This is a genomic window from Hydrogenovibrio sp., from assembly GCF_965140365.1.
In the GTDB taxonomy this organism is placed as follows: Bacteria; Pseudomonadota; Gammaproteobacteria; order Thiomicrospirales; family Thiomicrospiraceae; genus Hydrogenovibrio.
Genome location: NZ_OZ223196.1, coordinates 1406736 through 1428536, shown reverse-complemented (window position 1 = coordinate 1428536; position 21801 = coordinate 1406736). Strand labels below are relative to the sequence as shown.

21 protein-coding genes are annotated in these 21801 nt (G+C 48.6%); 19 read left to right on the top strand and 2 right to left on the bottom strand.

Annotated elements, in window-relative coordinates; genetic code table 11:
• The first annotated feature begins 150 nt into the window (after positions 1-150).
• From AC0KH7_RS06910 to AC0KH7_RS06830, 17 genes are all read left to right on the top strand, one after another.
• Positions 151-630, top strand: coding sequence for a hypothetical protein (locus AC0KH7_RS06910; RefSeq protein ID WP_472371949.1), 480 nt, complete (start codon positions 151-153; stop codon positions 628-630).
• 114 nt (positions 631-744) lie between these two features.
• The gene (locus AC0KH7_RS06905; protein WP_472371947.1) at positions 745-1251 is read left to right on the top strand and encodes a DNA-deoxyinosine glycosylase; all 507 of its coding nucleotides are present in this window, start codon (positions 745-747) and stop codon (positions 1249-1251) included.
• Between the two features lie 49 nt (positions 1252-1300).
• Positions 1301-2782, top strand: coding sequence for a prephenate-dependent tRNA uridine(34) hydroxylase TrhP (gene trhP, locus AC0KH7_RS06900; RefSeq protein ID WP_472371945.1), 1482 nt, complete (start codon positions 1301-1303; stop codon positions 2780-2782).
• Between the two features lie 32 nt (positions 2783-2814).
• A complete protein-coding gene (locus AC0KH7_RS06895) occupies positions 2815-3072 on the top strand; it encodes a YfhL family 4Fe-4S dicluster ferredoxin (RefSeq protein ID WP_472371943.1) in 258 nt (85 codons plus the stop codon).
• Positions 3073-3429: 357 nt separating this feature from the next.
• The gene (locus AC0KH7_RS06890; protein WP_472371941.1) at positions 3430-3996 is read left to right on the top strand and encodes a DsrE family protein; all 567 of its coding nucleotides are present in this window, start codon (positions 3430-3432) and stop codon (positions 3994-3996) included.
• Between the two features lie 186 nt (positions 3997-4182).
• Positions 4183-4857 carry a glutathione S-transferase family protein gene (locus AC0KH7_RS06885; protein ID WP_472371939.1) on the top strand — a complete coding sequence of 225 codons (675 nt, stop codon included), beginning with the start codon at positions 4183-4185 and terminating at the stop codon, positions 4855-4857.
• Positions 4858-4912: 55 nt separating this feature from the next.
• The gene (locus AC0KH7_RS06880; RefSeq protein ID WP_472371937.1) at positions 4913-5728 is read left to right on the top strand and encodes a hypothetical protein; all 816 of its coding nucleotides are present in this window, start codon (positions 4913-4915) and stop codon (positions 5726-5728) included.
• 31 nt (positions 5729-5759) lie between these two features.
• Positions 5760-6668 (top strand): prenyltransferase, encoded by a 909-nt coding sequence (locus tag AC0KH7_RS06875; protein WP_472373792.1) that lies wholly within the window; start codon positions 5760-5762, stop codon positions 6666-6668.
• 271 nt (positions 6669-6939) lie between these two features.
• Positions 6940-7863, top strand: coding sequence for a cysteine synthase CysM (gene cysM, locus AC0KH7_RS06870; protein WP_472371935.1), 924 nt, complete (start codon positions 6940-6942; stop codon positions 7861-7863).
• Between the two features lie 62 nt (positions 7864-7925).
• Positions 7926-8426 carry a CYTH domain-containing protein gene (locus AC0KH7_RS06865; RefSeq protein ID WP_472371932.1) on the top strand — a complete coding sequence of 167 codons (501 nt, stop codon included), beginning with the start codon at positions 7926-7928 and terminating at the stop codon, positions 8424-8426.
• The gene (locus tag AC0KH7_RS06860; RefSeq protein WP_472371930.1) at positions 8410-9798 is read left to right on the top strand and encodes a TolC family outer membrane protein; all 1389 of its coding nucleotides are present in this window, start codon (positions 8410-8412) and stop codon (positions 9796-9798) included. The genes AC0KH7_RS06865 and AC0KH7_RS06860 overlap by 17 nt, the downstream gene beginning before the upstream one ends.
• A gap of 63 nt (positions 9799-9861) precedes the next feature.
• Positions 9862-11379, top strand: a complete 1518-nt coding sequence (locus AC0KH7_RS06855) for an ABC transporter substrate-binding protein (RefSeq protein WP_472371928.1) — start codon at positions 9862-9864, stop codon at positions 11377-11379.
• A 29-nt stretch (positions 11380-11408) separates the two neighbouring features.
• Complete coding sequence (locus AC0KH7_RS06850; protein WP_472371926.1) at positions 11409-12005, top strand: DUF2238 domain-containing protein; 597 nt, start codon at positions 11409-11411, stop codon at positions 12003-12005.
• Between the two features lie 140 nt (positions 12006-12145).
• Positions 12146-12721: a TetR/AcrR family transcriptional regulator gene (locus AC0KH7_RS06845; protein WP_472371924.1), complete on the top strand. Its 576-nt coding sequence runs from the start codon at positions 12146-12148 to the stop codon at positions 12719-12721.
• Positions 12722-12884: 163 nt separating this feature from the next.
• Positions 12885-13370, top strand: coding sequence for a L,D-transpeptidase family protein (locus AC0KH7_RS06840; RefSeq protein ID WP_472373791.1), 486 nt, complete (start codon positions 12885-12887; stop codon positions 13368-13370).
• Complete coding sequence (gene nikB / locus AC0KH7_RS06835; protein ID WP_472371922.1) at positions 13367-14290, top strand: nickel ABC transporter permease; 924 nt, start codon at positions 13367-13369, stop codon at positions 14288-14290. Before AC0KH7_RS06840 ends, nikB begins: the two co-directional genes overlap by 4 nt.
• Before the next feature lie 23 nt (positions 14291-14313).
• Complete coding sequence (locus tag AC0KH7_RS06830) at positions 14314-15144, top strand: ABC transporter permease (protein ID WP_472371920.1); 831 nt, start codon at positions 14314-14316, stop codon at positions 15142-15144.
• 23 nt (positions 15145-15167) lie between these two features.
• On the opposite strand, the gene AC0KH7_RS06825 is transcribed toward AC0KH7_RS06830, so the two are convergent.
• On the bottom strand, positions 15168-17867 hold the full coding sequence (locus tag AC0KH7_RS06825; RefSeq protein ID WP_472371918.1) for a bifunctional diguanylate cyclase/phosphodiesterase: 2700 nt from the start codon (positions 17865-17867) through the stop codon (positions 15168-15170).
• A 385-nt stretch (positions 17868-18252) separates the two neighbouring features.
• Here AC0KH7_RS06825 and nagZ point away from each other — a divergent pair, with 385 nt between their 5' ends.
• Positions 18253-19326 (top strand): beta-N-acetylhexosaminidase, encoded by a 1074-nt coding sequence (gene nagZ / locus AC0KH7_RS06820; RefSeq protein ID WP_472371916.1) that lies wholly within the window; start codon positions 18253-18255, stop codon positions 19324-19326.
• Positions 19323-20603: a mechanosensitive ion channel family protein gene (locus AC0KH7_RS06815; RefSeq protein ID WP_472371914.1), complete on the top strand. Its 1281-nt coding sequence runs from the start codon at positions 19323-19325 to the stop codon at positions 20601-20603. The genes nagZ and AC0KH7_RS06815 overlap by 4 nt, the downstream gene beginning before the upstream one ends.
• Before the next feature lie 119 nt (positions 20604-20722).
• Here AC0KH7_RS06815 and murB read toward each other — a convergent pair whose 3' ends face one another.
• The gene (gene murB / locus AC0KH7_RS06810; protein WP_472371911.1) at positions 20723-21754 is read right to left on the bottom strand and encodes a UDP-N-acetylmuramate dehydrogenase; all 1032 of its coding nucleotides are present in this window, start codon (positions 21752-21754) and stop codon (positions 20723-20725) included.
• Positions 21755-21801: the final 47 nt, after the last annotated feature.

Below are 21801 nucleotides of genomic sequence, written 5' to 3'. Positions count from 1 at the left end.
CTAAAATTCGTCTGATTTTTGTTGAAAAACTGGCTAATAGCGGGCTATTAGCTGCATTTCCCGCCTTAATCAGCCAAATTTTCTCTCATTTTTTCTCGTGTCCTACTCGTGCCAAGCTCTCTGTTTTAACAACTGTTTTGGAGCTCAAAAATGTTAAAGAAAATCATGATGACCATGATGTTGTTGGTTGGCGTTCAGTTCGCCGCGTATGCTCAGGCCCCGGCCAAATTGCAGGCGTTGCCCGCACAGGAATTCAAAAACCAATGGGATCAGCCGATTCGCTTGACAGCCGGAACCGAATGGGTGATTTTTTCGCACCATAAAGACGGTGGTCAATGGGTGAAAGAGACTTTCGACAACTTGAACATCACCGACCCGAAAGCGCATCAGTGGTTATATGTCGCGGATGTGTCGCAAATGCCGAGTCTGATTACCCGTTGGTTCGCCATCCCTAAAATGCAAGATTTTGCTTTCCCGATTGCGCTGTCTTATGACGAGCAATTGACGGCGACCTGGCCGCAGCAGCCGGAGACGGTCTCGGTTTATAAGCTGTATAATCTGGTGATTAAGGATGTGGAATACTTTTCAAATCAAGCCGATTTGCAAGCTTTCTTAAAGTCGGTTCAATAATTCTCGACTGAGAAAAAGAGAATAAAACCGCCAGGCCTGGCGGTTTTTGGTATTCATACTTCCAATACGCCTAATTGTAAACGACTCAATCTTTGTAAACGGTTATTCGCACTTATGTCCAGTTGTTCCGGCTTTGCGCCGATTCTGCCTGAAAACCCGAAAGTGATGATTCTCGGCACCATGCCCAGTGTGGCGTCTTTGGAAGAAGCGTTTTATTACGCGCATCCGCGCAATGCCTTTTGGCCGATTCTGGCGGACGCTTTCCAGCAACCGATTGAAACGGTCGAGCAGAAAATCGCTCTGTGTCGACAACACGCGATTTTGCTTTGGGATGTATTGGCGTTTTGTGAACGCGCCGGCAGCTTGGATTCCGCCATTAAACAGCCCGAAGCCAATGATTTTGAATCGCTTTTCAAGCGCTTCCCAGATTTGAAAACGGTACTTTTTAACGGCAAAGCCGCTCAGAATCTGTTTGAAAAACAAGTGATGAAAACCCAATCCTTGCCGGATGATCTGACGTTTCATTCGCTTCCTTCCACCAGTCCGGCCAATGCGCAACTATCCTTTGAAAATAAAAGGGTTTTATGGCATCAAACACTTGAGCAAACGGGTGTGAGATAGAGTAAAATACCCGGTTCACAACTCGGAATTAAACGATAAAGGATTTGCCTTGAAAGCAGACAACTTTAAACCGGAATTACTCTCGCCCGCCGGGACTTACAAAAATATGGAATACGCCTTTGCTTATGGCGCGGATGCGGTTTATGCCGGTCAGCCGCGTTACAGCCTGCGTGTGCGCAATAACGAATTCGACGAAGAGACCTTGGATAAAGGTATCAAGCGAGCACACGAATTGGGTAAAAAATTCTATGTGGTCAGTAATATCGCGGCGCATAACGCCAAAATCAAGACTTATATGCGTGATATCGCTCCGATTATCGCCATGAAACCGGATGCGTTGATTATGTCCGACCCGGGCTTGATTGCGATGGTGCGGGCGGAGTATCCGGAGCAGGAAATTCATTTGTCGGTGCAGTCCAATGCGGTGAACTGGGCCACGGTGAAGTTCTGGCACGATCAGGGCATCAGCCGAGTGGTGTTGTCGCGGGAGTTGTCGATTCAAGAAATCCGTGAGATCGGCGAAGCGGTACCGGGCATGGAGCTGGAGGTGTTTGTGCATGGTGCTTTGTGCATCGCTTATTCCGGGCGTTGTTTGCTGTCCGGTTACATCAATAAACGGGATGCTAACCAAGGTACTTGCACCAACGCCTGTCGTTGGAACTACAACACTTACGAAGGCCAGGAAGACGACAGCGGTGACATCGTCGGGATTCCGGTCGAGCAGGTTGAAAACATCACTGACTTAACGGCGCCGAATGACGATACGCCGGATGTGACCATTGGGGCCGGTAAACCGACGGATCAAATGATGTTGTTGGAAGAAGAAGGGCGCCCGGGCGAATATATGCCGGCTTATGAAGACGAGCATGGCACTTATATTATGAACTCCAAGGACTTACGTGCGGTCGAACTGATTCCGGAATTGGTCGATATGGGCGTGGATTCCTTAAAAATCGAAGGGCGTACCAAGTCGCATTATTATGTGGCTCGTACCGCGCAGGTGTACCGCAAAGCCATTGACGATGCGGCCGCCGGTAAACCGTTTGATCAAAATTTGTTAAGTGATTTGGAAAGCCTGGCGAGCCGCGGTTACACTGAAGGTTTCTTGCGTCGTCATGTGCATTCCGAATACCAAAACTACGAATATGGCGTATCCAAATCCGACCGCCAGCGTTTCGTCGGGGAAGTGGTCGATGTGGTTGAGCGTGACGGCAAGAGTCTACTCGAAATCGACGTGAAAAATAAATTTTGCCTGGGGGATTCGATTGAGATTATGACGCCGGCCGGCAATGTGACCTTGAAGCTGGCGGAAATGCAGGATCATCACGATAAACCGGTTGAATGTGCGTTGGGGTCCGGTTGGTTGGTCCGCATCCCGAATCCATTTAAAGACCTGGACTTGGAAACCTTGCGCTTTGGTTTGGTGATGCGCAATGAAGCCTGGGGCGGCGACTTGAAACGCGATGCGGCGGCGCGTGAAGCAAAGGCGACCAAAGAGGCGGCTAATGATACGGCCGATGCGTCGGTTTGAAATCGCTCGGGTAAGTTGAAGGAACGACGATTATGGCCTTGAAAATACTGGAAGGGTGCACCAATTGCGATATGTGCGAACCGGAGTGCCCGAACCAAGCGATTTATTACGGCGAGAAAATCTACGAAATCAACCCGGATTTATGCACGGAATGTGTGGGGTATTACGATACCCCGACTTGCGTCAGCGTGTGCCCGGTAGATTGCATTATCACCGATCCGGAACGGGTCGAAGATCAGGATACCTTGCTGAAAAAATTCGAACACTTGGTGTTGACCGACAAAATCTGACCTTTGATGCGTGCTTCTTACGCACGCCTTTATCACCTCTTTTTTTCTCAAAAATGGCCAGGCCTGGTCAATTATAACTTTATGAAATAACAGTTAAAAAACCTTCTATGAGAGCTTTGCTCGAGTGGGACGCGAGAAAAAAATGAGATAAAATTTTTCTGAATTAGGCGGAAAACGAAGCTAATAGCTGGCTATTAACGAGTTTTTCAACGACATTCAGGAAGATTTTAGCCATTTTTAGCCGTGAATCCATCTCGTGCAAAGCTCTCTATATTAGCAAGTTTTAATAAGACTGGTGTTTGATTAGGCACCGGAGTAGAATGCAAATAAAACTTGACTCTAAAGGTAGGTTATTCAATGTTGAATCCAACCGTCACCCGGCTCCAAAATCGATTTTTGCTCCTGATTTTTGCTCTGTGTTCAATGGCGGCAAAAGCCGAGCCGCTGCCCGATGTACATCCGCAGGTTGACGTTATCCTATCTGAAGCGGCCGCTCCCGACGGCGTGGTGTTCGATATTGAAACCTTGGACGCCAACGCCCTGAATTCGCTGGCACCTTATGTACGCAAGCAAATCCGCTTGATTCGGGAGCGGTTTCCGGGTGTCGATATTGCGGTGGTCAGTCATGGTGCGGAAGAGTTTGCCTTGCAGAAGCAAGCGCAATCCGACAACGCGGCTTTGCATGATACCTTCAGCCAGCTCACCCAATCCGACGGCGTTTCCATTCATGTTTGTGGCGCTGTGGGCGGCTTGAAAGGACTCTCGCGGGAAGACTTTCCCGATTTCGTCAGCTATTCCGAATCCGGCATGGCTCAACTCAATGATTATAAGGCGCTCGGCTATCAAGTCGTCACCATTCGGCAATTGTCCGATTCGGATCGCAAAGCCTTGTTCGACACACCGGAAAAATTCATTCAACCCTAAGATGCCCTGTACATGGGCGCATACCGATTTTTATCCTCCTCCATTTAGGATAGGCGTTTAAGTTCATACTTAGGCGCTCTTTTTCGGCGGCTTGCTTTCGAATACCGCTCCGATCCGGTGCCTTGGGTTGACCTGCGGCGCCGAAATTGTATGATGGGAAATCATTATTTCTTCACAGGAGACAACATGGCGAACTCGACACCGGAAAAAATGGAATTAATCAGTTTCAAACTGTGCCCGTTTGTACAAAGAGCAGTGATCGTTTTGAAAAAGAAACAGGTCGATTTTGATTTGACCTTTATTGACTTGAACAATCCTCCGGAATGGTTTGAGAGCTTGTCGCCGTTGGGGAAAGTGCCGGTGCTGAAAGTGGGGAAGGAAGTGTTGTTCGAGTCCATGGTGATTCAAGAATACGTGGATGAAGTGACGCCGCCGTCTTTACACCCGAAAGACCCGCTCAAAAAAGCCATGAACCGGGCTTGGATGACGTTTGGTGACGACTTGAATATTCTGCAGTTTAAAATGGCACATGCCACTGACCAAGCTGCATTCGACTCCTTCCGGGGTGAAATCAACGATAAGCTGGCGCGACTGGAAAGCGTTCACAGCGGTAAATCGTTTTTCAATGGCGAAGATTTCTGCCTGATTGATGCCGCTTATGCGCCGTTCTTTATGCGATTGTCGCTGATGAAAAATGTCTGTTCCATCGATTTTTTGGATGGTTTTCCGAAAATGCAGGCCTGGTCGAAAGCCTTGTTATCACAGGATTGCGTGACCGATTCGGTGGTGCCGGAGTTACCGAGTATGTACCAGAATATGATTCGTAATGTTGAAGGTGGTTATCTGGCGTCGATGGCATAAAGCCCATTGACGTAACGACCGAAAATGAGATGTTAAAACCGATGAACATGATGCCGTGAAACGACTTTTGAAAAACTTCATTCCGTTGCTGAGTGGCAGCATTGCATTGTTCTGGTTGACGGCAGCTCAGTCGGCCGATTTGCAATTGTCGAACCAACGCATCGACTATCAATGGGTGGCGAAGCAAATTGAGCAAAATGAAACCGGCGGCGATGCAAAATATCTCACCTATTGGAGCCGGAACGAGCCGTTCCCGTCATTCGGCATCGGGCATTTTATTTGGATTCCGAAAGGCGTGATGGTCCCGTTTGAACAAACCTTTCCGCAAATGGTGGCGTTTGTGTCTGCCCGTCAACCGGCACCGGAATGGCTGCAAGAGCTGACGCCGTTCGAGCCGCCCTGGCCAAATCGTTCGGCTTTTGACCAGGCCTGGTCAAAACCGAGATTAACCCAATTGCGTCAATGGCTGGCGGCCTCCAAGTCTGAACAAGCCGAGTTTATTTTTCAGCGCCTGGTGTCCGAATTGGACAGGCTGTGGTCAACCTTAACATCCGCCCAGCAGCAGCATTTGTCGTATAATGTGAATCAATTAACGCAAACGCCGCAGGGCGTTTTTGCGATGATTGATTACGCTAACTTTAAAGGCATCGGCCATAATGCCAAAGAGCGGTATCTGGGCGAAGGCTGGGGCTTGGTGGATGTGTTGCTCGCCATGCCGGAAGCCACAGAAGCCACGGCGTTACCCGATTTTGTGACATCGGCCAAAATGCGTTTGCGGTTACGGGTAAAATTATCGCCGTTAGATAACAATGAAAAACGCTGGTTGCCCGGTTGGGAAAAGCGTTTAAATCGCTATTTGACTCTCTCTTAAACAACATGAGGCTAACTGTTCCGTGATATCGATGTTTAAGCATGCCAAGACCGTTTTTCAGGCCATGCGACCGCCGTTTTTATTGTTGACACTGGCGATGATGCTGTTGGTGTCGGGCATTGCGACCTACGAAGGGTTTGAATGGTCCGGTCCCTTATTCTTTTTGATTTGTATCGCAGCCTTGGCCGCGCATTTGAGCGTCAATCTACTCAATGAATTCGAAGATTTTGAATCCGGTTTGGACTTGCAAACGGACAAAACGCCGTTCAGTGGCGGCAGTGGTGGTTTGCCGTCCAACCCGCAAGCGGCGGAGTCGGTGGCCGCCGCCGGGTATTTCTTTTTAGGGATGGTTATCAGTCTTGGCGGTTTTTTTGTCTATTTGCGTGGTGGGTCCATTTTGCCGTTGGGGCTACTTGGTGTGGTGTTGATTGTCACTTATACCTCGCACATCACGCGCTACCCTTGGTTGTGTCTGATTGCGCCAGGCCTGGCATTTGGCCCCTTTATGGTCGTGGGCGGGGTTATGGTACTGACCGGGGAATTCAGCTGGTTGGCGTTTTGGGTGTCGTGGATTCCATTTTTGTTGGTCAACAATTTGCTGTTGCTGAATCAGTTCCCGGATGAAGAAGCCGACCGGCGTATGGGGCGGTTTAATATCATTATGCGGTTGGGCCGAAAAGGGGGCTTGCGTGTTTTTAAAAGCTTTCTGGTACTGAGTTATTTGGCGTTGGCGTATTTGATTATTGACGGTTGGTTGCCCTATCAAGCGGCTTTCGGCTTTTTATCGTTGATTTTGGTGGTGCCCTTATGGCAGAAATTACGCACGCCTGCTCAGGATTTAATACAATTGACCCCTGCGTTGGGAATCAATGTGGGGGTGGTGTTGACGATGCCGGTTTTGATTGCGATTGGCCTCTATCAAGGCTTATGGAACTTCTGATTGAATCGGTTTGAGCTTCTGCGGGACTTAAAGCCTGCTTATTTTAGGCGTGGCTCGCCGACCTTAGTCATTTTAAGGTCAAGAGCCACAACAACGAAGAAGTGGGCTTTAAGCCCCGCCCGAAGGGGCTTAGCCAATTTTTTCAGCTCCGCGTTGTGAAGTTTTGCAAGGTCTAGACATTGCTGCAACTTCACGCCTTGATCTGGAAAACTTGGCGTTGCCAGAAGCCAAACCGATTCAATCAGAGGTTCCTTATCTTAAGGAAGAAACAATGTATAAGACCTTAATGGATACAGTGGGCAATACGCCTATGGTGCGGGTACAACGATTGGTACACCCGGACACGAACAGTGTGGTTCTGGCGAAGTTGGAAGGGAACAACCCGGCGGGTTCCGTGAAAGATCGTCCGGCCGTCAATATGATTCGTCAGGCGGAGAAGCGCGGTGACATTCAACCGGGAGACACGTTGATTGAAGCCACCAGCGGTAATACCGGTATTGCGTTGGCCATGGCTTCGGCCCTGATGGGGTACCGTTTGAAATTGATTATGCCGGACAATATGTCGATGGAGCGCCGCGCTTCGATGGCCGCTTACGGCGCCGAACTGATTCTGGTATCGAAAGAAACCGGTATGGAAGGCGCACGGGATTTAGCGAAAACCATGCAAACCGCGGGCGATGGGTTTGTGTTGGATCAATTTGCGAACCCGGATAACCCAATGGCGCACTACCATTCCACCGGCCCGGAAATCTGGCATGGAACGAATGGCGACATCACGCATTTCGTCAGCGCGATGGGGACCACGGGCACGATTATGGGGACGTCTATGTATTTAAAAGAACAGTCCGGTGCGGTGCAGATAGTCGGTGTTCAGCCCACGGAAGGTTCATCGATTCCGGGTATCCGTCGCTGGCCGAAAGAATATTTACCCGCCATTTACGATGACCGGCGCATTGATCGGGTGATTGATATGTCTCAGACATTGGCGGAAGACACCATGCGTGCCATGGCGGTTCAAGAAGGTATTTTTGCCGGGGTGTCTTCGGGGGGCGCGATGGCGGCGGCTTTGCAAATTGCACGAGAAACGGAAAATGCGACCATTGTGACGATTGTGTGTGACCGCGGCGACCGTTATTTATCCACCAATGTGTTTTCCGAAGGGAAAGTGACGCATCATAATGCGCCCGGCGCTTAAAACAATAAGAGAGCTTTGCATGAGTGGGGCGCAAAGCTCTCAATAATTAAAAAAGACACGAAATGGCAAGAGAGATTGAACGTAAGTTTTTGGTTGAAGGTGAGGCTTGGATGGCCCAAGCCGATAAAGAAGTGCATTTTGCACAGGGCTATTTAAACGACATCCAGCAGACGGGCAGTAAAAGCTCGGTGCGCATTCGTTTGGAAGGGCAGGAAGCGAATATCAATATCAAGAGCCTGGAAATTGGGCTGAGTCGCGACGAGTACGAGTACTCCATTGATGTGGATGATGCGAAAAAAATGCTTAAGACACTTTGTGTCGGTCCGGTGATTGAAAAAATTCGATATTATGTTACATTTAAGTCACATATTTGGGAAATCGATCGTTTTTTAGGCGATAATAACGGTTTGATTGTGGCAGAAGTTGAGCTGTCGTCGGAAGATGAAGCGCTGGAACTGCCGGAGTGGGTCGGGAAAGAAGTGACCGAACTCCCACGATATTACAATATTAGTTTAAGCCAACGGCCTTATTGCAACTGGAGTGATAATGAAAAGAACATCTGAACCGCATGCTGAGAAAGTGCGAAAAAACGTATTATTGAAGCCTTTGGCGGCGGCTTTGTTAATGGCTTCTACGACGGCTTGGTCTGCACCAGGCCTGGTGGATATTTATCAAATGGCGGTGTTGCACGACGCCAAACTGGCACAAGCCCGTGCCAGCTATCAAGCCAACCAGCAGGTAGTGGATATTGCAAAAGCCCCTTTGCTGCCGCAAGTTTCGGTTGATGGTGGCCTCAATAAGGTGGACAGTGACATTGATAATGCTGATGTGACGACGGGCGAAATCGGATTGACCTTGAATCAATCGATTTACAACCATTCTTATTGGTCGTTGTATTCGCAAGCGGACTATCAATTAAAACAAGCGGAATACCAAATGAAGTTTGCTGAGCAGGACTTGATTGTGCGTGTTGCAGACGCTTATTTTAAGGTGGTATTGGCGCAAGAAGATTTGACGTTGGCCCAAGCTAAAGAAGAAGCCGATAAAACGCAGTGGGAAAGAGCCAAGGCCTCTGCTGAAGTGGGGTTAGCCAGTAAGACCGATGTACTGCAGGCCAAGTCGAGTTACGATTTATCAACCTCCGATCGCATCACGGCTCAGAATAACCTGGACGTGACTTATGACGAGCTGATGAAGTTGACAGGCAAATCGGTACATGAATTGAAAGTCATTTCATTGAATACCAAGCTGCCTTCTCAGACTTTAAATCTCGACGAGTGGGAAATGAAAGCCCAGGATCAGAATTTGACGGTACTTCAACAGGAAGAAGCCAGCAATGTCGCTTCTGAAGAGGTGGAAGTGCAAAAGTCCGGTTATTGGCCGGATATCGGGCTAAGTGCCGGGTATCGCAACTACAACTACATCGATTCTCCATCAGGCACTGGTTCACAATATAAAGATCGTAACGATTTAACAATCGGTGTGAATGCTTCTTGGCCGTTGTATTCCGGTGGGGGCACTATGTCTCAGGTCGCGCAAGCGCGTTCCAACTACAAAGCGGCAACCGCCGGGTTGCGTGATGCCCGCGAAACGGCGCGTCTGGATGCTCGTATCCAGGTGCGTAATGTCATTCGTGGTATGGAATTGGTCACGGCCAACCGCGCGGCGGTGCAATCCAATGATGCTTTCTTGGAAGCGGCGGAAGAAGGGTATAAAGTGGGCTTGAAAAACCTGCTGGAAGTTTTGACGGCTCGAACCAATATGTTTCAGGCGCGACGGAACTTGGCCGAGTCATTGCATAATGTGGTTTTGAGTCGTTTGAAGCTGGAAGCCGCTGCAGGCTCTCTGACACCGGATAAACTTGATAAGTTCGATCAGGTGTTGTCTAACCCAACCGATGAGAAAATGCCGAAGTTAGATCCGCTTGATCCGTAAGCGGTTTTCATGACGTGGCTTTTATGACGGTAAAATCGTATTTTTTGTCAGGCTGGCGACGGAATGTTTAGCCGTCGCCAATTGTTTCAATGGGCGGCCGTTTCGGCGAGTGCGCCTTTTTTAACGGCCTGTTCATCGCCTTCAACGGATGCGGCAGCCATTCGTTTCGGCGTTACCAGCCGACCGCGTATGTTGGACCCCCGCAAAGCCACCGATGCTTTGTCCAGCCGTGTGAACCGGTTAATCTATCGTCAATTAATCGACTTCAACCAAGCGTTTGAACCGGTGCCGGAATTGGCCAGGTGGCAAGCGCTTTCCCCCACGCATTACCGATTCACCTTAATCGAATTCCCTAAGTTTCATAACGGCGAAAGTCTGACCGCGGAAGACGTCGCGGCCACCTATCGTTCGGTTTTGAACGAGGGGTTTGGTTCGCCGCACCGCGGTTCGCTCAAGCATGTTCAATCCATTGAGGTGTTGAGCGATTCGGAAGTTGAGTTCAAACTGGCTCGGCCGGATGCGCTATTTGTGGGGCGCTTGGTCATTGGCATTTTGCCGAAATCGTTGATTGAAGCCGATCACCCGTTTCAGTTGTCGCCTGTTGGTTCCGGCCCGTGTCGTTTTGTGTCCATGACTGAGCAGCGACTGGTCCTGGAACGTCCGGATAAAATGCAATTGGTGTTTATGCCGGTCAAAGACGCCACGGTTCGAGTTTTAAAGTTGCGTAAGGGTGAGCTGGATATCATTCAAAACGATTTATCGCCGGAATTGGTGCATTATTGTGATGAGCGTGACGACTTGAAGGTGTTGTGGCATAGCGGCACCAGTTTCGGGTATGTTGGTTTCAATTTTGAAGACCCATTATTATCGCAACTGGAAGTGCGCCAGGCCCTGGCTTATGGGATTGATCGCCAAGCGATTATCGACAGTGTTTTCAGTGGTCATGCCCGTTTGGCTGGCGGTTTGTTGGTACCGGAACATTGGTGTGGCGTGCCGGGGTTGCATGGTTTTGATTATCGTCCCGATAAAGCGCGGGCCTTGGTTGAGGCGGTGAAACAAAAACACCCAGGCCTGGTGAATTCCGACGGAATGTTGGAATTCAGCTATAAAACATCGTCCGACCCGACGCGGATTCGTTTGGCGACGATTTATCAGTCGCAATTGCGGGAAGTGGGCATTCATTTGAAGGTGCAAAGCTATGATTGGGGCACCTTCTACAACGACATTAAACAAGGCCGTTTTCAATTGTACAGTCTGGCGTGGGTTGGGGTGAAAAGCCCGGACATTTTTCAGTATGTGTTTGACAGCGATGCGATTCCGCCGAAAGGGGCCAACCGCGGGCGTTATCGTAATGCCGAAGCCGACCGTTTGATTCGCGAAGCGGGTGAGACCGAATCCTTGGCAAAACAAGCGGAACTGTATCGTGAGCTGCAAGTGCATTTGCAAGAAACGTTGGCCGTGATGCCGTTATGGTATGAAGATCAGTATGCGGTCATGCGTCCCCAGGTTCGTGGTTATCGAATGTATGCCGATGGCCGTTTTGACGGTTTGTTGGATGTGACAAAATCCGTCAGCGGCTAGCCGCTGGATAAACCAACAGGAGTTTGGTCATGTGGAAAGCCCTATGGGGAGTGGTCTTTTTCGGTGTCATGCTGTGGTCGGCCATCGGCGCAAAAGATACGGTGATCTGGTGGTTGGAAGCGTTGCCCGCTTTGATTGGGGCGGCGGTGTTGGCCGCCACTTACCAGGCGTTTCGTTTAACGCCCATGTTGTATGGGCTGATTCTGGCGCATATGGTGGTGTTGTTTGTCGGCGCCCATTACACCTATGCTGAAGTGCCGTTGTTTGACTGGTTGGCACAAGAGTTGGGGCAGGGGCGCAATAATTTCGATAAGTTAGGGCATTTCTTGCAGGGCTTGGTGCCGGCGTTGATTGCGCGTGAAATTCTGCTACGAAAGGCGATTGTGAATGGCCAGGCCTGGTTAAATTTTCTGGTGATGTGTTTTGCACTGGCGTTGAGTGCTTTTTACGAATTGATTGAATGGTGGGTGGCTTTGTTGAGTGAACAAGCCGCTGAAGCCTTTCTCGGAACACAAGGCTATGTCTGGGATACCCAATCCGATATGGGCTTTGCATTACTGGGAGCGTTTGTCGCTGTCACGCTGTTGGCTGGTTGGCAGAATAAGCAGATTCGAGCCCTAGGATAAGTGCTTTGAATTCATGTCAGCTTGACAGATAGTGTATGATATTAGGCTTTGAAAGGGAGTTTTGACAAAATGCAGATAATCTCTTTTTCAATTTTAATTTAGACAAACATAAGAATTAAGTAAAAAATAAGGATGCTGTTTTGAAAAATACGCGTGAAAAAATCATCTGTGCGGCTGTTTCTGTCTGGAATGAAGATTACAGCGCCCCGTTGAAGTACATCGCGCGAGAAGCTGGCATCAGTCGCATGACCTTGCATCGTCATTTTTGTGGGCGGGATGCGATATTACTGGCGATTACAGACGATTTTATCGAGAAAATCGCTAAGGTGTTGGATGATACCATGGATAAGACACAAAACCCGGTTCAGCAGATGGAGTATTTGGTAAAAAGTACGCATTTGCTGGGTGAAGATTACAATTTCTTATTTGATTTGTTTGAACAAAAAGGCCGTCCGGACGACCTGGTGGAACGGTTCACGTTTTTTGAAGAAAAGTTCGCGACCTTCTTTGATAGTTTGATTGCGCAGGGGGTTGTTAAGCCGGGCATTAATGCGCGATGGGCCAATGCCTTGCTGGAAGGCGTGATGAAGTCGGCTTTCCGTATGCGACAACGTGGCTGGCAAGGCGATTTGGATTTGGGTGATTTGCTTTGGGATTCGTACCAATCCGCCATTTTCGACCCGCAAGCCTTGCAAGAGGTGCGTTCAGCAAGCTGACAGCCTAAACTCAAGGTTTATGATCTTCTTGATTTTCCACTCTTCCTTTCGTTGAATTTTGACTCTCATTTTTGACCAGGCCTGGTCATTTTGGTTCTTTCCAAGCAAACCCTGAGCGGACACGTTAAAATAAGTGTTTTTGAGAACAACTAGAGTGTTTCGTTTGTTTTTGCATTTGTCCATTTCCAAACAGCAGTTGGCTTTATTTTCTGATGAAAGCGCTTCCATTCCTGTCAAAACCTATTCGGTCAGCACGGCTTTGAATGGCATCGGTGCGGAAAAAAACTCTGGCAAGACTCCCGTGGGGCGTCACATTGTTCGCGCTAAAATCGGAGCGGGGCAGCCATTGAACACGGTATTTGTCGGACGGCGTCCGACTGGAGAGATTTATAACGAAGCACTGGCCAAGGCTCATCCGAAGCGTGATTGGATTTTGACCCGAATCTTGTGGTTATCCGGTTTGGAAAAGGGCGTCAACCGTCTGGGGCAGGTGGACACCATGCAGCGCTATATTTACCTTCACGGTACGCCGGATTCCGAACCCATGGGCGAACCTTTGTCTCACGGGTGTGTGCGTATGCGAAACACCGATATTCTGGATTTGTTTGATCGTATCCCGGCGGGCACGGAAATGGTGATTGAAGCATGATTCAATATTTGGTACGACTGATTGGGTCGGTGGTTCTGATTACCTGGGTGGTCAGCTCGTTGGTGTTTTTATTGATTCATTTGGTTCCCGGTGATCCGGTGGCCGTTATGTTGGGCGATTGGGCCAGTCCGGCGGACGAAGCTCTGTTGCGTAAACAGCTTGGACTGGATTTGCCTATTTGGCAGCAATATTTGCATTATATGGGCGGATTATTGCACGGCGATCTCGGTGAATCGCTGTTTTATCAGCAACCGGTTTCCAGTCTGATTGCCGAACGGTTTCCGTATACATTAAAACTGACAGTAATGGCGCTTTTGATTGCGGCATTAATCGCTTTTCCATTAGGGTTTTGGGCCGCCCGCCGCGCGGGACATTGGCCGGATTACCTATCGATGACGGTGTCGTTGCTGGGCGTTTCCATTCCGAATTTTTGGTTGGGACCGATGTTGATTTTGATTTTTGCCATCGGTTTGGCCTGGTTGCCGGTGAGTGGCGCGGCTCAGCCGTGGTCGTGGGTGTTGCCGGCCCTCACTCTAGGAACGGCTTTGGCCGCAATTCTCGCCAGAATGTTACGCGCGTCCCTGTTGGAAGTGTTTCATGAGGACTTCATTCGAACCGCACAAGCTAAAGGACTGCCTCCCAGGACGGTTTTTGGTAAGCATGCGCTACGGAATGCATTGCTGCCGGTGGTGACGATTTTGGGGCTGCAACTTGGAACCTTGTTGGGCGGTGCGGTGATTACCGAGGTGGTCTTTGATTGGCCAGGCCTGGGCCAATTGTTGGTGGATTCGATTCAACGCCGCGATTATCCGGTGGTGCAAGCCTGTATTCTGATTATCAGTGTGGCGTATATTACGGTGAACGGTTTGACGGAAGTGATTTACGCTTGGCTGGACCCGCGAATCCGGTTGGCCAAGTAGGGATGAAATAAGGGCAAAGTCGAATGAAATTTCCGATGATTAAATGGTTACCTATTAAATGGTTACCTTATGGCATTGTCCTCGCCTGGATGTTGATGGCTTTGGGCGGGTATGCCGTCGGACATGCGGCCATTGAGGTGCAACTGGATAAACTTCTGGCGTTGGGCGATGTTCAGAGTTTTCTGGGGTATGACGAGCTTGGGCGGCCGGTTTGGGATCGATTGTTGATGGGGGCACAAACCTCTTTGTTGGTGGCGGTGTCAGTGGTGGTGTTTTCTGCGTTGATTGGTACGACGATAGGGGTTTACAGTGCTTATGTCGGTGGTTGGACGGATAAGCTGATTGTTAAAATTATTGATGTGTTCCTGGCGTTTCCGGGGCTGTTGTTGGCGATTGCGCTGGCCGCGATCTTAGGGCCGGGAATTGAAAATGTGGTGTTCGCCTTGGTGACGGTGGGTTGGGTCGGTTATGCGCGTCTGGCGCGGGCGCAAACCTTGAGTTTACGTCAGCGTGAGCATATTCTGGCGGCGAAGGCGATGGCCGTACCGACGCATTTGATTTTATTCCGGCATTTGATTCCATTAATGTTGGCCCCGCTGGGCGTGGAAGCGACCTTTGGCATTGCCGGAGCGGTTATCTCTGAAGCCGGGCTATCTTTTCTTGGGTTGGGCGTGCAAGCTCCAGACGCTTCCTGGGGCAGTATGATTCGAGAAGGGACCCGTTATCTTCTCGTCGCACCGCATTTGGTTTGGGCTCCGGGCATCGCGTTGATGCTGGTGGTGTTAGGCGTGAACCTGCTGGGAGACCAATGGCGTGATCGTTTGGATGTTAAGGCTCGCCCTCGCGCCATTTAATACGCTCGAACGCCGATGAACCATTAGACGTTGCTTTGCAATTTGGCCGTCATTTCATCATAAGTCACAGGCTTGCTGTATAGATAACCCTGAATCATATAGCAGCCTTCTGAATTCACAAACGCCCGCTGTTCATCCGTTTCGATGCCTTCCGCGATAATATCCAGGTTCAAACTGCGACTCATGGAAATAATGGCTTTGGTGATTTCCGCATCGTCCTTGTCGCCCGGTAGGTTGCAAATAAAGGAGCGGTCAATTTTCACTTTGTTGATTGGCAGTTTTTTCAGGTAGGCTAACGATGAATAGCCGGTGCCGAAGTCGTCGATGGAGATGGTGATGCCGCGGCGTCGAATTTGATGCAACAGCTTGATGGTGTGTTCGGTGTTTTTCATCACCGAACTTTCGGTGATTTCCAGCTCTACCCATTCGGGTAGACATTGATTTTTATCCAAAATGGCACTGAGCGTTTGCGTAAAGCTGATGTCACGCAATTGTTTGGCAGAGACATTAATCGCCATGCGCGCCCGCGTCAGGCCGTTGCGCTGCCATTCGGCAATGGTGGCGGTGGCCATATCGAGGATTTGACGGCCAAGTGGCACGATCAAGCCGGTTTCTTCAGCCACGGGGATGAATTGCTCGGGAGATATCAGGCCGCGTTCTGGATGATTCCAGCGCACCAGTGCTTCAAAACCGATGATTTCGTTGGTGCTGGAGTCGTACTGAGGCTGATAGTACATTTCGAATTCGTTACGGCTTAACGCTTCACGAAGGTTGTTTTCCATGAAGATGCGTTCGAACGCCTGTTCGGTCATTTCTTTGGTGTAGAAGTGGTAGGTGTTTTTGCCGTCGTCTTTTGCTTTATACATGGCGGCATCGGCATTTTTTAACAGTTGCTGGGCATCTTGCCCGTCGGTTGGGAATAAACTGATGCCGATACTGGCCGTCACGTGGAAAACGTCGTCGCCGAGATAAATCGGCGCCGATAAGCGGTTGATGATTTTTTCGACAATGTTAATAATCACGTTGTTGCTTTTTAGAGCATCCAGAAGAATGGTGAATTCATCGCCGCCAAGACGTGCCACGGTATCGATTTTTCGAATGCAGTTTTGTAAACGTTCTGCACACACAATGAGCACTTCGTCACCGCTGTTATGTCCGAAGGAGTCATTGATTTCCTTAAAACGGTCCAGGTCGATGAACAGCAAGGCGATTTTTTCATTATTGCGTTGTGCTTGATTGATGGCCTGGTTCAGACGATCCAAAAACAAGATGCGATTGGGTAAATCGGTTAAAGGGTCGTGATAGGCAATAAAGTCCAGATCGTTCTTTTGCTGCTGTAATTGCTCTTGAATATCCAGATAATTGGTAATTTCGTGCCCGAGTTGAATAATCGACGTGATGTCATTTTGACTGTTTTTAATGGGGGTTGTCGTCAATTCAACATAGTGCTTTTTAAACTGGTTGTCGAGATAGTACAAAACCGCCTTATGCGGTTGGCCGGATTCAAAGCTTTGTGAGGCCAGCTCCAACGCGGCAGGATAAGTTTCTAAGGTGGCTTCGCGGCTATTGAGTTGATTTTGACTGAATTTCAGTTCCGGTAAGGTGTTGGCGGCTCGGTTCATTAAGGACGTGGACAGGGTGGAATCGTATACGGTGACGGCATCAGATACGCCATCGATAACGTTTTGCAGAAACTGTTTTTGTATCGACAGTTGCTGTGTTTTTTGATCCACCTTTTCGGCAAGTTGTCGATTAAAGTTGAATATTTCTCGGGTATGATTTTTATTGGCCCAATAGAAATAACCGACCAGGAGGAAAAGATAGACCAAAATGGTGTAGGTATAGAGGTTAAACGGTTTGATTTCCTGGACACCGGCTTCAATCCGGTTTAACGGGTAAAAAAAGAAAAAATGCCCCATGGGTTCGCCGTTAATATTGGGGAGTTTATAGAAGGTAATTAATTGTTGTTGGGCGGTGTCGACGTAATAGTGATGATTTTTACTGTAAGCCAGTAAAGCGTGGCGGGTCACTTGTTGAAGATTGGTTTCGCTGGCTTGGCCGTTGACGAGGTAATAACCATCCAGGAAGCGTTTTGAAAATGGAAATTTGATTTGCGGGCGGTAACGCTTGTCCACCAATAAAACGCTTTCGATGTGACGATTTTTGAGTTTTTCGACAATAGAGTTGAATTTACCGATGACTTCGAAGACTCCTAAGAAGCGATCCTTGTCGTAAATCGGTACGCTGGATTTGAAAGTCATGTCGAAAAGTCCGACGCTAATGGTTTCGATAACCCTTGGTTTTTGCAGCATTTTTTGTAAGTCTCGTCGCTTATCTAAAACGATATCGCCACGTTTGTCGGTCCAACTCCGGTAGAAACTGTAACCATTTTTATCAACAATATGAATCCAAAGGTGTTTTAAATCAGAGTGTTGCGAAAGGGTTTTTAAGTAGCTTTGATAAGAAAGCTGTGTGTGTCGGTTTAATAAAGCGTCTTTGAGTTGAGAGTCTTGCGCCAAGGAAAGGGCGATGAACGTCATCTTGTCTTTTTGACTTTGGATCAGCGTATCCACCAGGTTTTGGATTGCCACCGCTTTGTTTTCGTATTTTTCTCGGGTGACTTCTTCCGTACGTTTTTCAGTATAAAAATGAATGCTCATCAGCAGGAGCGACAGAATCAACAACGAAAACAAGGTGGGAATAATGAGGTGTTTCTGGGGCATAAATATCCGGTTTGAATCCTTTCAAACGCTTTCAGGGTTATCGACTGTTCCGAGTCGAGGTTACGAATTGACCAGGCCTGGTCGTTTTTGTTATTTTTTGGTTGTTATTAGTTTTTGGTTGTTATTATGCGCTTGAAACGGAGCCATATTATTGTCATGAAGAGAAGGGCCATCCTCCCGTTGTTTCAAGCATTTCTCAAAATTATAACGAAGATTTTGTGGAAATGTGAAGCGAATGTCACCTAGACGGTTTTAAATTCAGTAAAACCCTAATCCATGGCTGGAGAAGCGTTGCATATAAGCCAGTTTTTCCACTTGGGAAGACTGCATTTTGGTGTGAAACCGTTATAATCGTGGCAAGTATTTTACGTAAGCACGGAAATTTATGGAAAAGTTGTTTGGTGAGTCTATGCCGTTGGGCTGTGTGATGGTTGACCTGCAAGGCACGCAGATGCAATCGCACGAGCGTGAACGTTTGATGGACCCTTTAGTCGGCGGCGTGATTTTGTTCAGCCGTAATTTTGAATCGGTGGAACAATTAATGGCGTTGACACAGGAAATTCACCAGCTGCGTCACCCGAAATTGCTGATTGGTGTTGACCATGAGGGCGGGCGTGTACAACGCTTTCGAGAAGGGTTCACTCGACTGCCGCCGATGGGCCTGATTGGTGAGCTGTATCATGAGCACCCCAGAAAAGCACAGGAATTGGCTGAGAGTGTCGGTTGGCTGATGGCGACGGAACTCTTGGCGGTGGGGATCGATTTTAGTTTTGCTCCGGTGGTGGATTTGGACTACGGTGACAGTCGTGTCATCGGCGACCGGGCCTTTGATGCCGACCCGCTGGTGGTCGGACTTTTGGCACAACACTTGGTGTCCGGGATGAAAAAAGCCGGTATGGCTTCAGTGGCTAAGCATTTCCCCGGGCATGGATATATTCAGGCGGATACCCATTTAGAAGTGGCGGTTGATGAACGAAACTTCAATACCATTTTGCAAACCGATATTCAGCCGTTTTTAAAATTGATCGAATATGGTTTGGATGCGGTCATGCCCGCTCATGTACGTTATCCGAAAGTGGACGATTTACCAGCCGGGTTTTCCAAAACCTGGTTGCAGGATGTGCTGCGCCACCAATGTCATTTTGAAGGTGCGATTATCAGCGATGATATGTCGATGCATGCGGCCACCGAATTCGGCGATGCCCCCACTCGGGTAAGAGCGGCTTTAGAAGCCGGGTGCGATTTGGTGCTGGTCTGTAATGATCCGGTTTCAGCCGATCAGGTGTTGGCGAACGTTTCCTGGGATACCGGACCGGTTTCTCATGCGCGTTTGATTCGTTTGCACGGTAAAGGTAAACTGCACCAGAAACAATTATTGACCAACCCGCTGTGGCAAGCCGCAGCCGCACAAATTGAACACTTTATGAATCAAGAAAATCAACAGGCCTTTACCGTATGAATATTTTTATGCCCATTGTCGGTTTTTTGAACGAAATGTTGCTGTCATTCGCGGGTCCTTTCGTGAATTCAGACATTGAAAAAGCTTTAAACCAGGATGAACAGACGCTGTTTGAAGACTTTGCGAAAAGTAGCTTCACCAATACGGTTGATGCTTTTCCGGAAGTCTGGCGTTATTTGGCCGAATTATTTGGCGGGCAGATCTGGTTATTGCTGTTGTTGATTGTATTTGTCATTACCTTATTGGTGGATGTGGCCTTTCGAGTCGCAATCGGTGGGCTGGATCGTTATTTGGTGAAACATCGCAAGCGTTTTACCGGCACGATTACTCAATCGCTTCGAGCGCCGGTGTCTTTTTATATTTGGTTATCCGGTTTGATCCTGGCGATGATTACCATGATGAACCATTTTCGGGTGTTCGTGGAGTTGAAACCCTACCTTACCGACTTTAAATCCACTTTGGGTGTGATTGCGGTGGCCTGGTTTTCGGTACGGTGGGTTCGACATATCGAAGTTTACTTAAAGCGTTTGGAAAGAAAGGATTCACGCTGGGATTCGGTCACCGTGGAAGCGGGGGCCAAAATGTTCAAGCTTACCGTGTTCGTGGTGACCGGGTTGTTTGTTTTGAGCGAGTTGGGGGTCAACCTCGCCGGCTTGATTGCCTTTGGTGGTGTGGGTGCGATGGCGGTCGGTTTTGCCGCTAAGGACGTCATCGGTAATGTGTTGGGCGGCTTGATGTTGTATTGGGATAAGCCTTTCAGCACGGGAGACTGGATTCGTTCACCGGATAAGGAAATTGAAGGCACGGTGGAGAGTATCGGCTGGCGTTTGACGGTAGTACGCACCTTTGATAAGCGCCCGTTGTATATTCCCAACGGTATCTTTTCGACCATTTCCATTGAAAACCCATCGCGTATGACGAATCGCCGAATCAAGCAGGTTATTGGGTTACGGTATTGTGATATCGATAAAATGGCGGCGGTGACGTCAGGTATTAAAGAAATGCTGAAAAATCATCCTGAGATTGATCAGGATCAGACCACTTTTGTGAACTTTGTGGCCTACAACAGTTCCACTCTGGATATCATGATTTACACCTTTACTAAAACGACCGTATGGGTACGTTATCAGGAGATTCAGGAAGATGTGTTGTTGAAAATCGCCGATATTGTTGCGGCACATGACGCGGAAATGGCCTTTCCGACACGCACTTTGTATGTGGAGGACTCTGTTAAGCTGGAATCACCAGGCCTGGCGGAAATGTCACAAACCAAATAAATATAGGAAAAGGCGATTGCTGTGTGGTCGATTAAGCGTAATCGGCGCTTATGTGGGGCACTTATGTGGTTTGAGTGATGCGATGAAGCGGTTCAAGAAAACGTAAAGCATTATCCGCTTTATTTCATGACGATGACTTCTTTTTCCAAGTGAATACCGAATTTGTGGTCGACGTCTTCTTGAATGCATTCCGCGAGTCGGACGATGTCGCAGCCTTTGGCGTCGCCTAGGTTGACCAAAACCAATGCGTGTTTTTCCGAGACCCCCGCATTGCGCAGTTTTCGACCTTTCCAGCCCGACTGCTCAATTAGCCAAGCCGCTGGAATTTTGTATTCATTCGTAATGGTTTTATGGTGTGGGATGTCGCCATGGACGGCGATCAATTTTCTGTAATAGTCTTCTGTAATCAACGGATTTTTGAAAAAACTACCAGCATTACCGTATATGCGCGGGTCGGGAATTTTTTGTTCTCGAATGGTGACCACGGCATCGAAAATATCCAACGGCGTCAAGCCTTCTTTATTGGGATAATGCGACAGTATCGCTTCTTTTAACGGGTCATACACTAGGTTGGGTTGGCCGGCTTCCAGTTTTTTCAGGCGAAAGGTGACGCGATGTACCAGTAAACGGTTTTCGTGTTCTTCTTTGAAAATGCTGGTGCGGTAACCGAAGCGGCAGTCGCTGTTTCGGTACTCACGGCGTTCTCCGGTGAAGAGGTTGAGGGTTTGCACCCGGGTAATGGTGTCACGGGCTTCGGCGCCGTAAGCCCCAATGTTTTGCACCGGTGCGGCTCCGACGGTGCCGGGAATTAACGCCAGGTTTTCCAGGCCCCAGTAACCTTTTTCCACGGTGTATTTCACAAAATCATGCCACGGCATACCGGCGCCGACCGACAACCAAATGCTGTCGTCGTCTTCTTTCATCACGCGAATTTTATCGTACTGACAGGTGACAATGACTTTTTCCAGATCCTGTGTGAACAGAATGTTACTGCCGCCCCCCATGATTACCCAGGGAATGGCCGATAATTTCATATCGGAACGCAAAATGGGAATGTCAGACTGTTTGCTTATTTCGACAAAATACTGTGTTTTGATGTCTATTTTGAACGTATTCCGGCTTTTTAGGGAATAATTCGCGTGAATATGCATATCTGCTATAATTTTGTAACAATAAGTGTGGTTATTATAAAGGAATA

Bases quoted from the DNA above. Each gene is read 5' to 3' on its own strand.
- nagZ (WP_472371916.1), top strand. From the start codon at position 18,253: ATGGAAAAGTTGTTTGGTGAGTCTATGCCGTTGGGCTGTGTGATGGTT.
- AC0KH7_RS06895 (WP_472371943.1), top strand. From the start codon at position 2,815: ATGGCCTTGAAAATACTGGAAGGGTGCACCAATTGCGATATGTGCGAA.
- AC0KH7_RS06855 (WP_472371928.1), top strand. From the start codon at position 9,862: ATGTTTAGCCGTCGCCAATTGTTTCAATGGGCGGCCGTTTCGGCGAGT.
- nikB (WP_472371922.1), top strand. From the start codon at position 13,367: ATGATTCAATATTTGGTACGACTGATTGGGTCGGTGGTTCTGATTACC.
- AC0KH7_RS06910 (WP_472371949.1), top strand. From the start codon at position 151: ATGTTAAAGAAAATCATGATGACCATGATGTTGTTGGTTGGCGTTCAG.
- AC0KH7_RS06850 (WP_472371926.1), top strand. From the start codon at position 11,409: ATGTGGAAAGCCCTATGGGGAGTGGTCTTTTTCGGTGTCATGCTGTGG.
- AC0KH7_RS06905 (WP_472371947.1), top strand. From the start codon at position 745: ATGTCCAGTTGTTCCGGCTTTGCGCCGATTCTGCCTGAAAACCCGAAA.
- AC0KH7_RS06830 (WP_472371920.1), top strand. From the start codon at position 14,314: ATGAAATTTCCGATGATTAAATGGTTACCTATTAAATGGTTACCTTAT.
- AC0KH7_RS06890 (WP_472371941.1), top strand. From the start codon at position 3,430: ATGTTGAATCCAACCGTCACCCGGCTCCAAAATCGATTTTTGCTCCTG.
- AC0KH7_RS06825 (WP_472371918.1), bottom strand. From the start codon at position 17,867: ATGCCCCAGAAACACCTCATTATTCCCACCTTGTTTTCGTTGTTGATT.
- AC0KH7_RS06885 (WP_472371939.1), top strand. From the start codon at position 4,183: ATGGCGAACTCGACACCGGAAAAAATGGAATTAATCAGTTTCAAACTG.
- AC0KH7_RS06815 (WP_472371914.1), top strand. From the start codon at position 19,323: ATGAATATTTTTATGCCCATTGTCGGTTTTTTGAACGAAATGTTGCTG.
- AC0KH7_RS06865 (WP_472371932.1), top strand. From the start codon at position 7,926: ATGGCAAGAGAGATTGAACGTAAGTTTTTGGTTGAAGGTGAGGCTTGG.
- AC0KH7_RS06875 (WP_472373792.1), top strand. From the start codon at position 5,760: ATGTTTAAGCATGCCAAGACCGTTTTTCAGGCCATGCGACCGCCGTTT.
- AC0KH7_RS06860 (WP_472371930.1), top strand. From the start codon at position 8,410: ATGAAAAGAACATCTGAACCGCATGCTGAGAAAGTGCGAAAAAACGTA.
- murB (WP_472371911.1), bottom strand. From the start codon at position 21,754: ATGCATATTCACGCGAATTATTCCCTAAAAAGCCGGAATACGTTCAAA.
- cysM (WP_472371935.1), top strand. From the start codon at position 6,940: ATGTATAAGACCTTAATGGATACAGTGGGCAATACGCCTATGGTGCGG.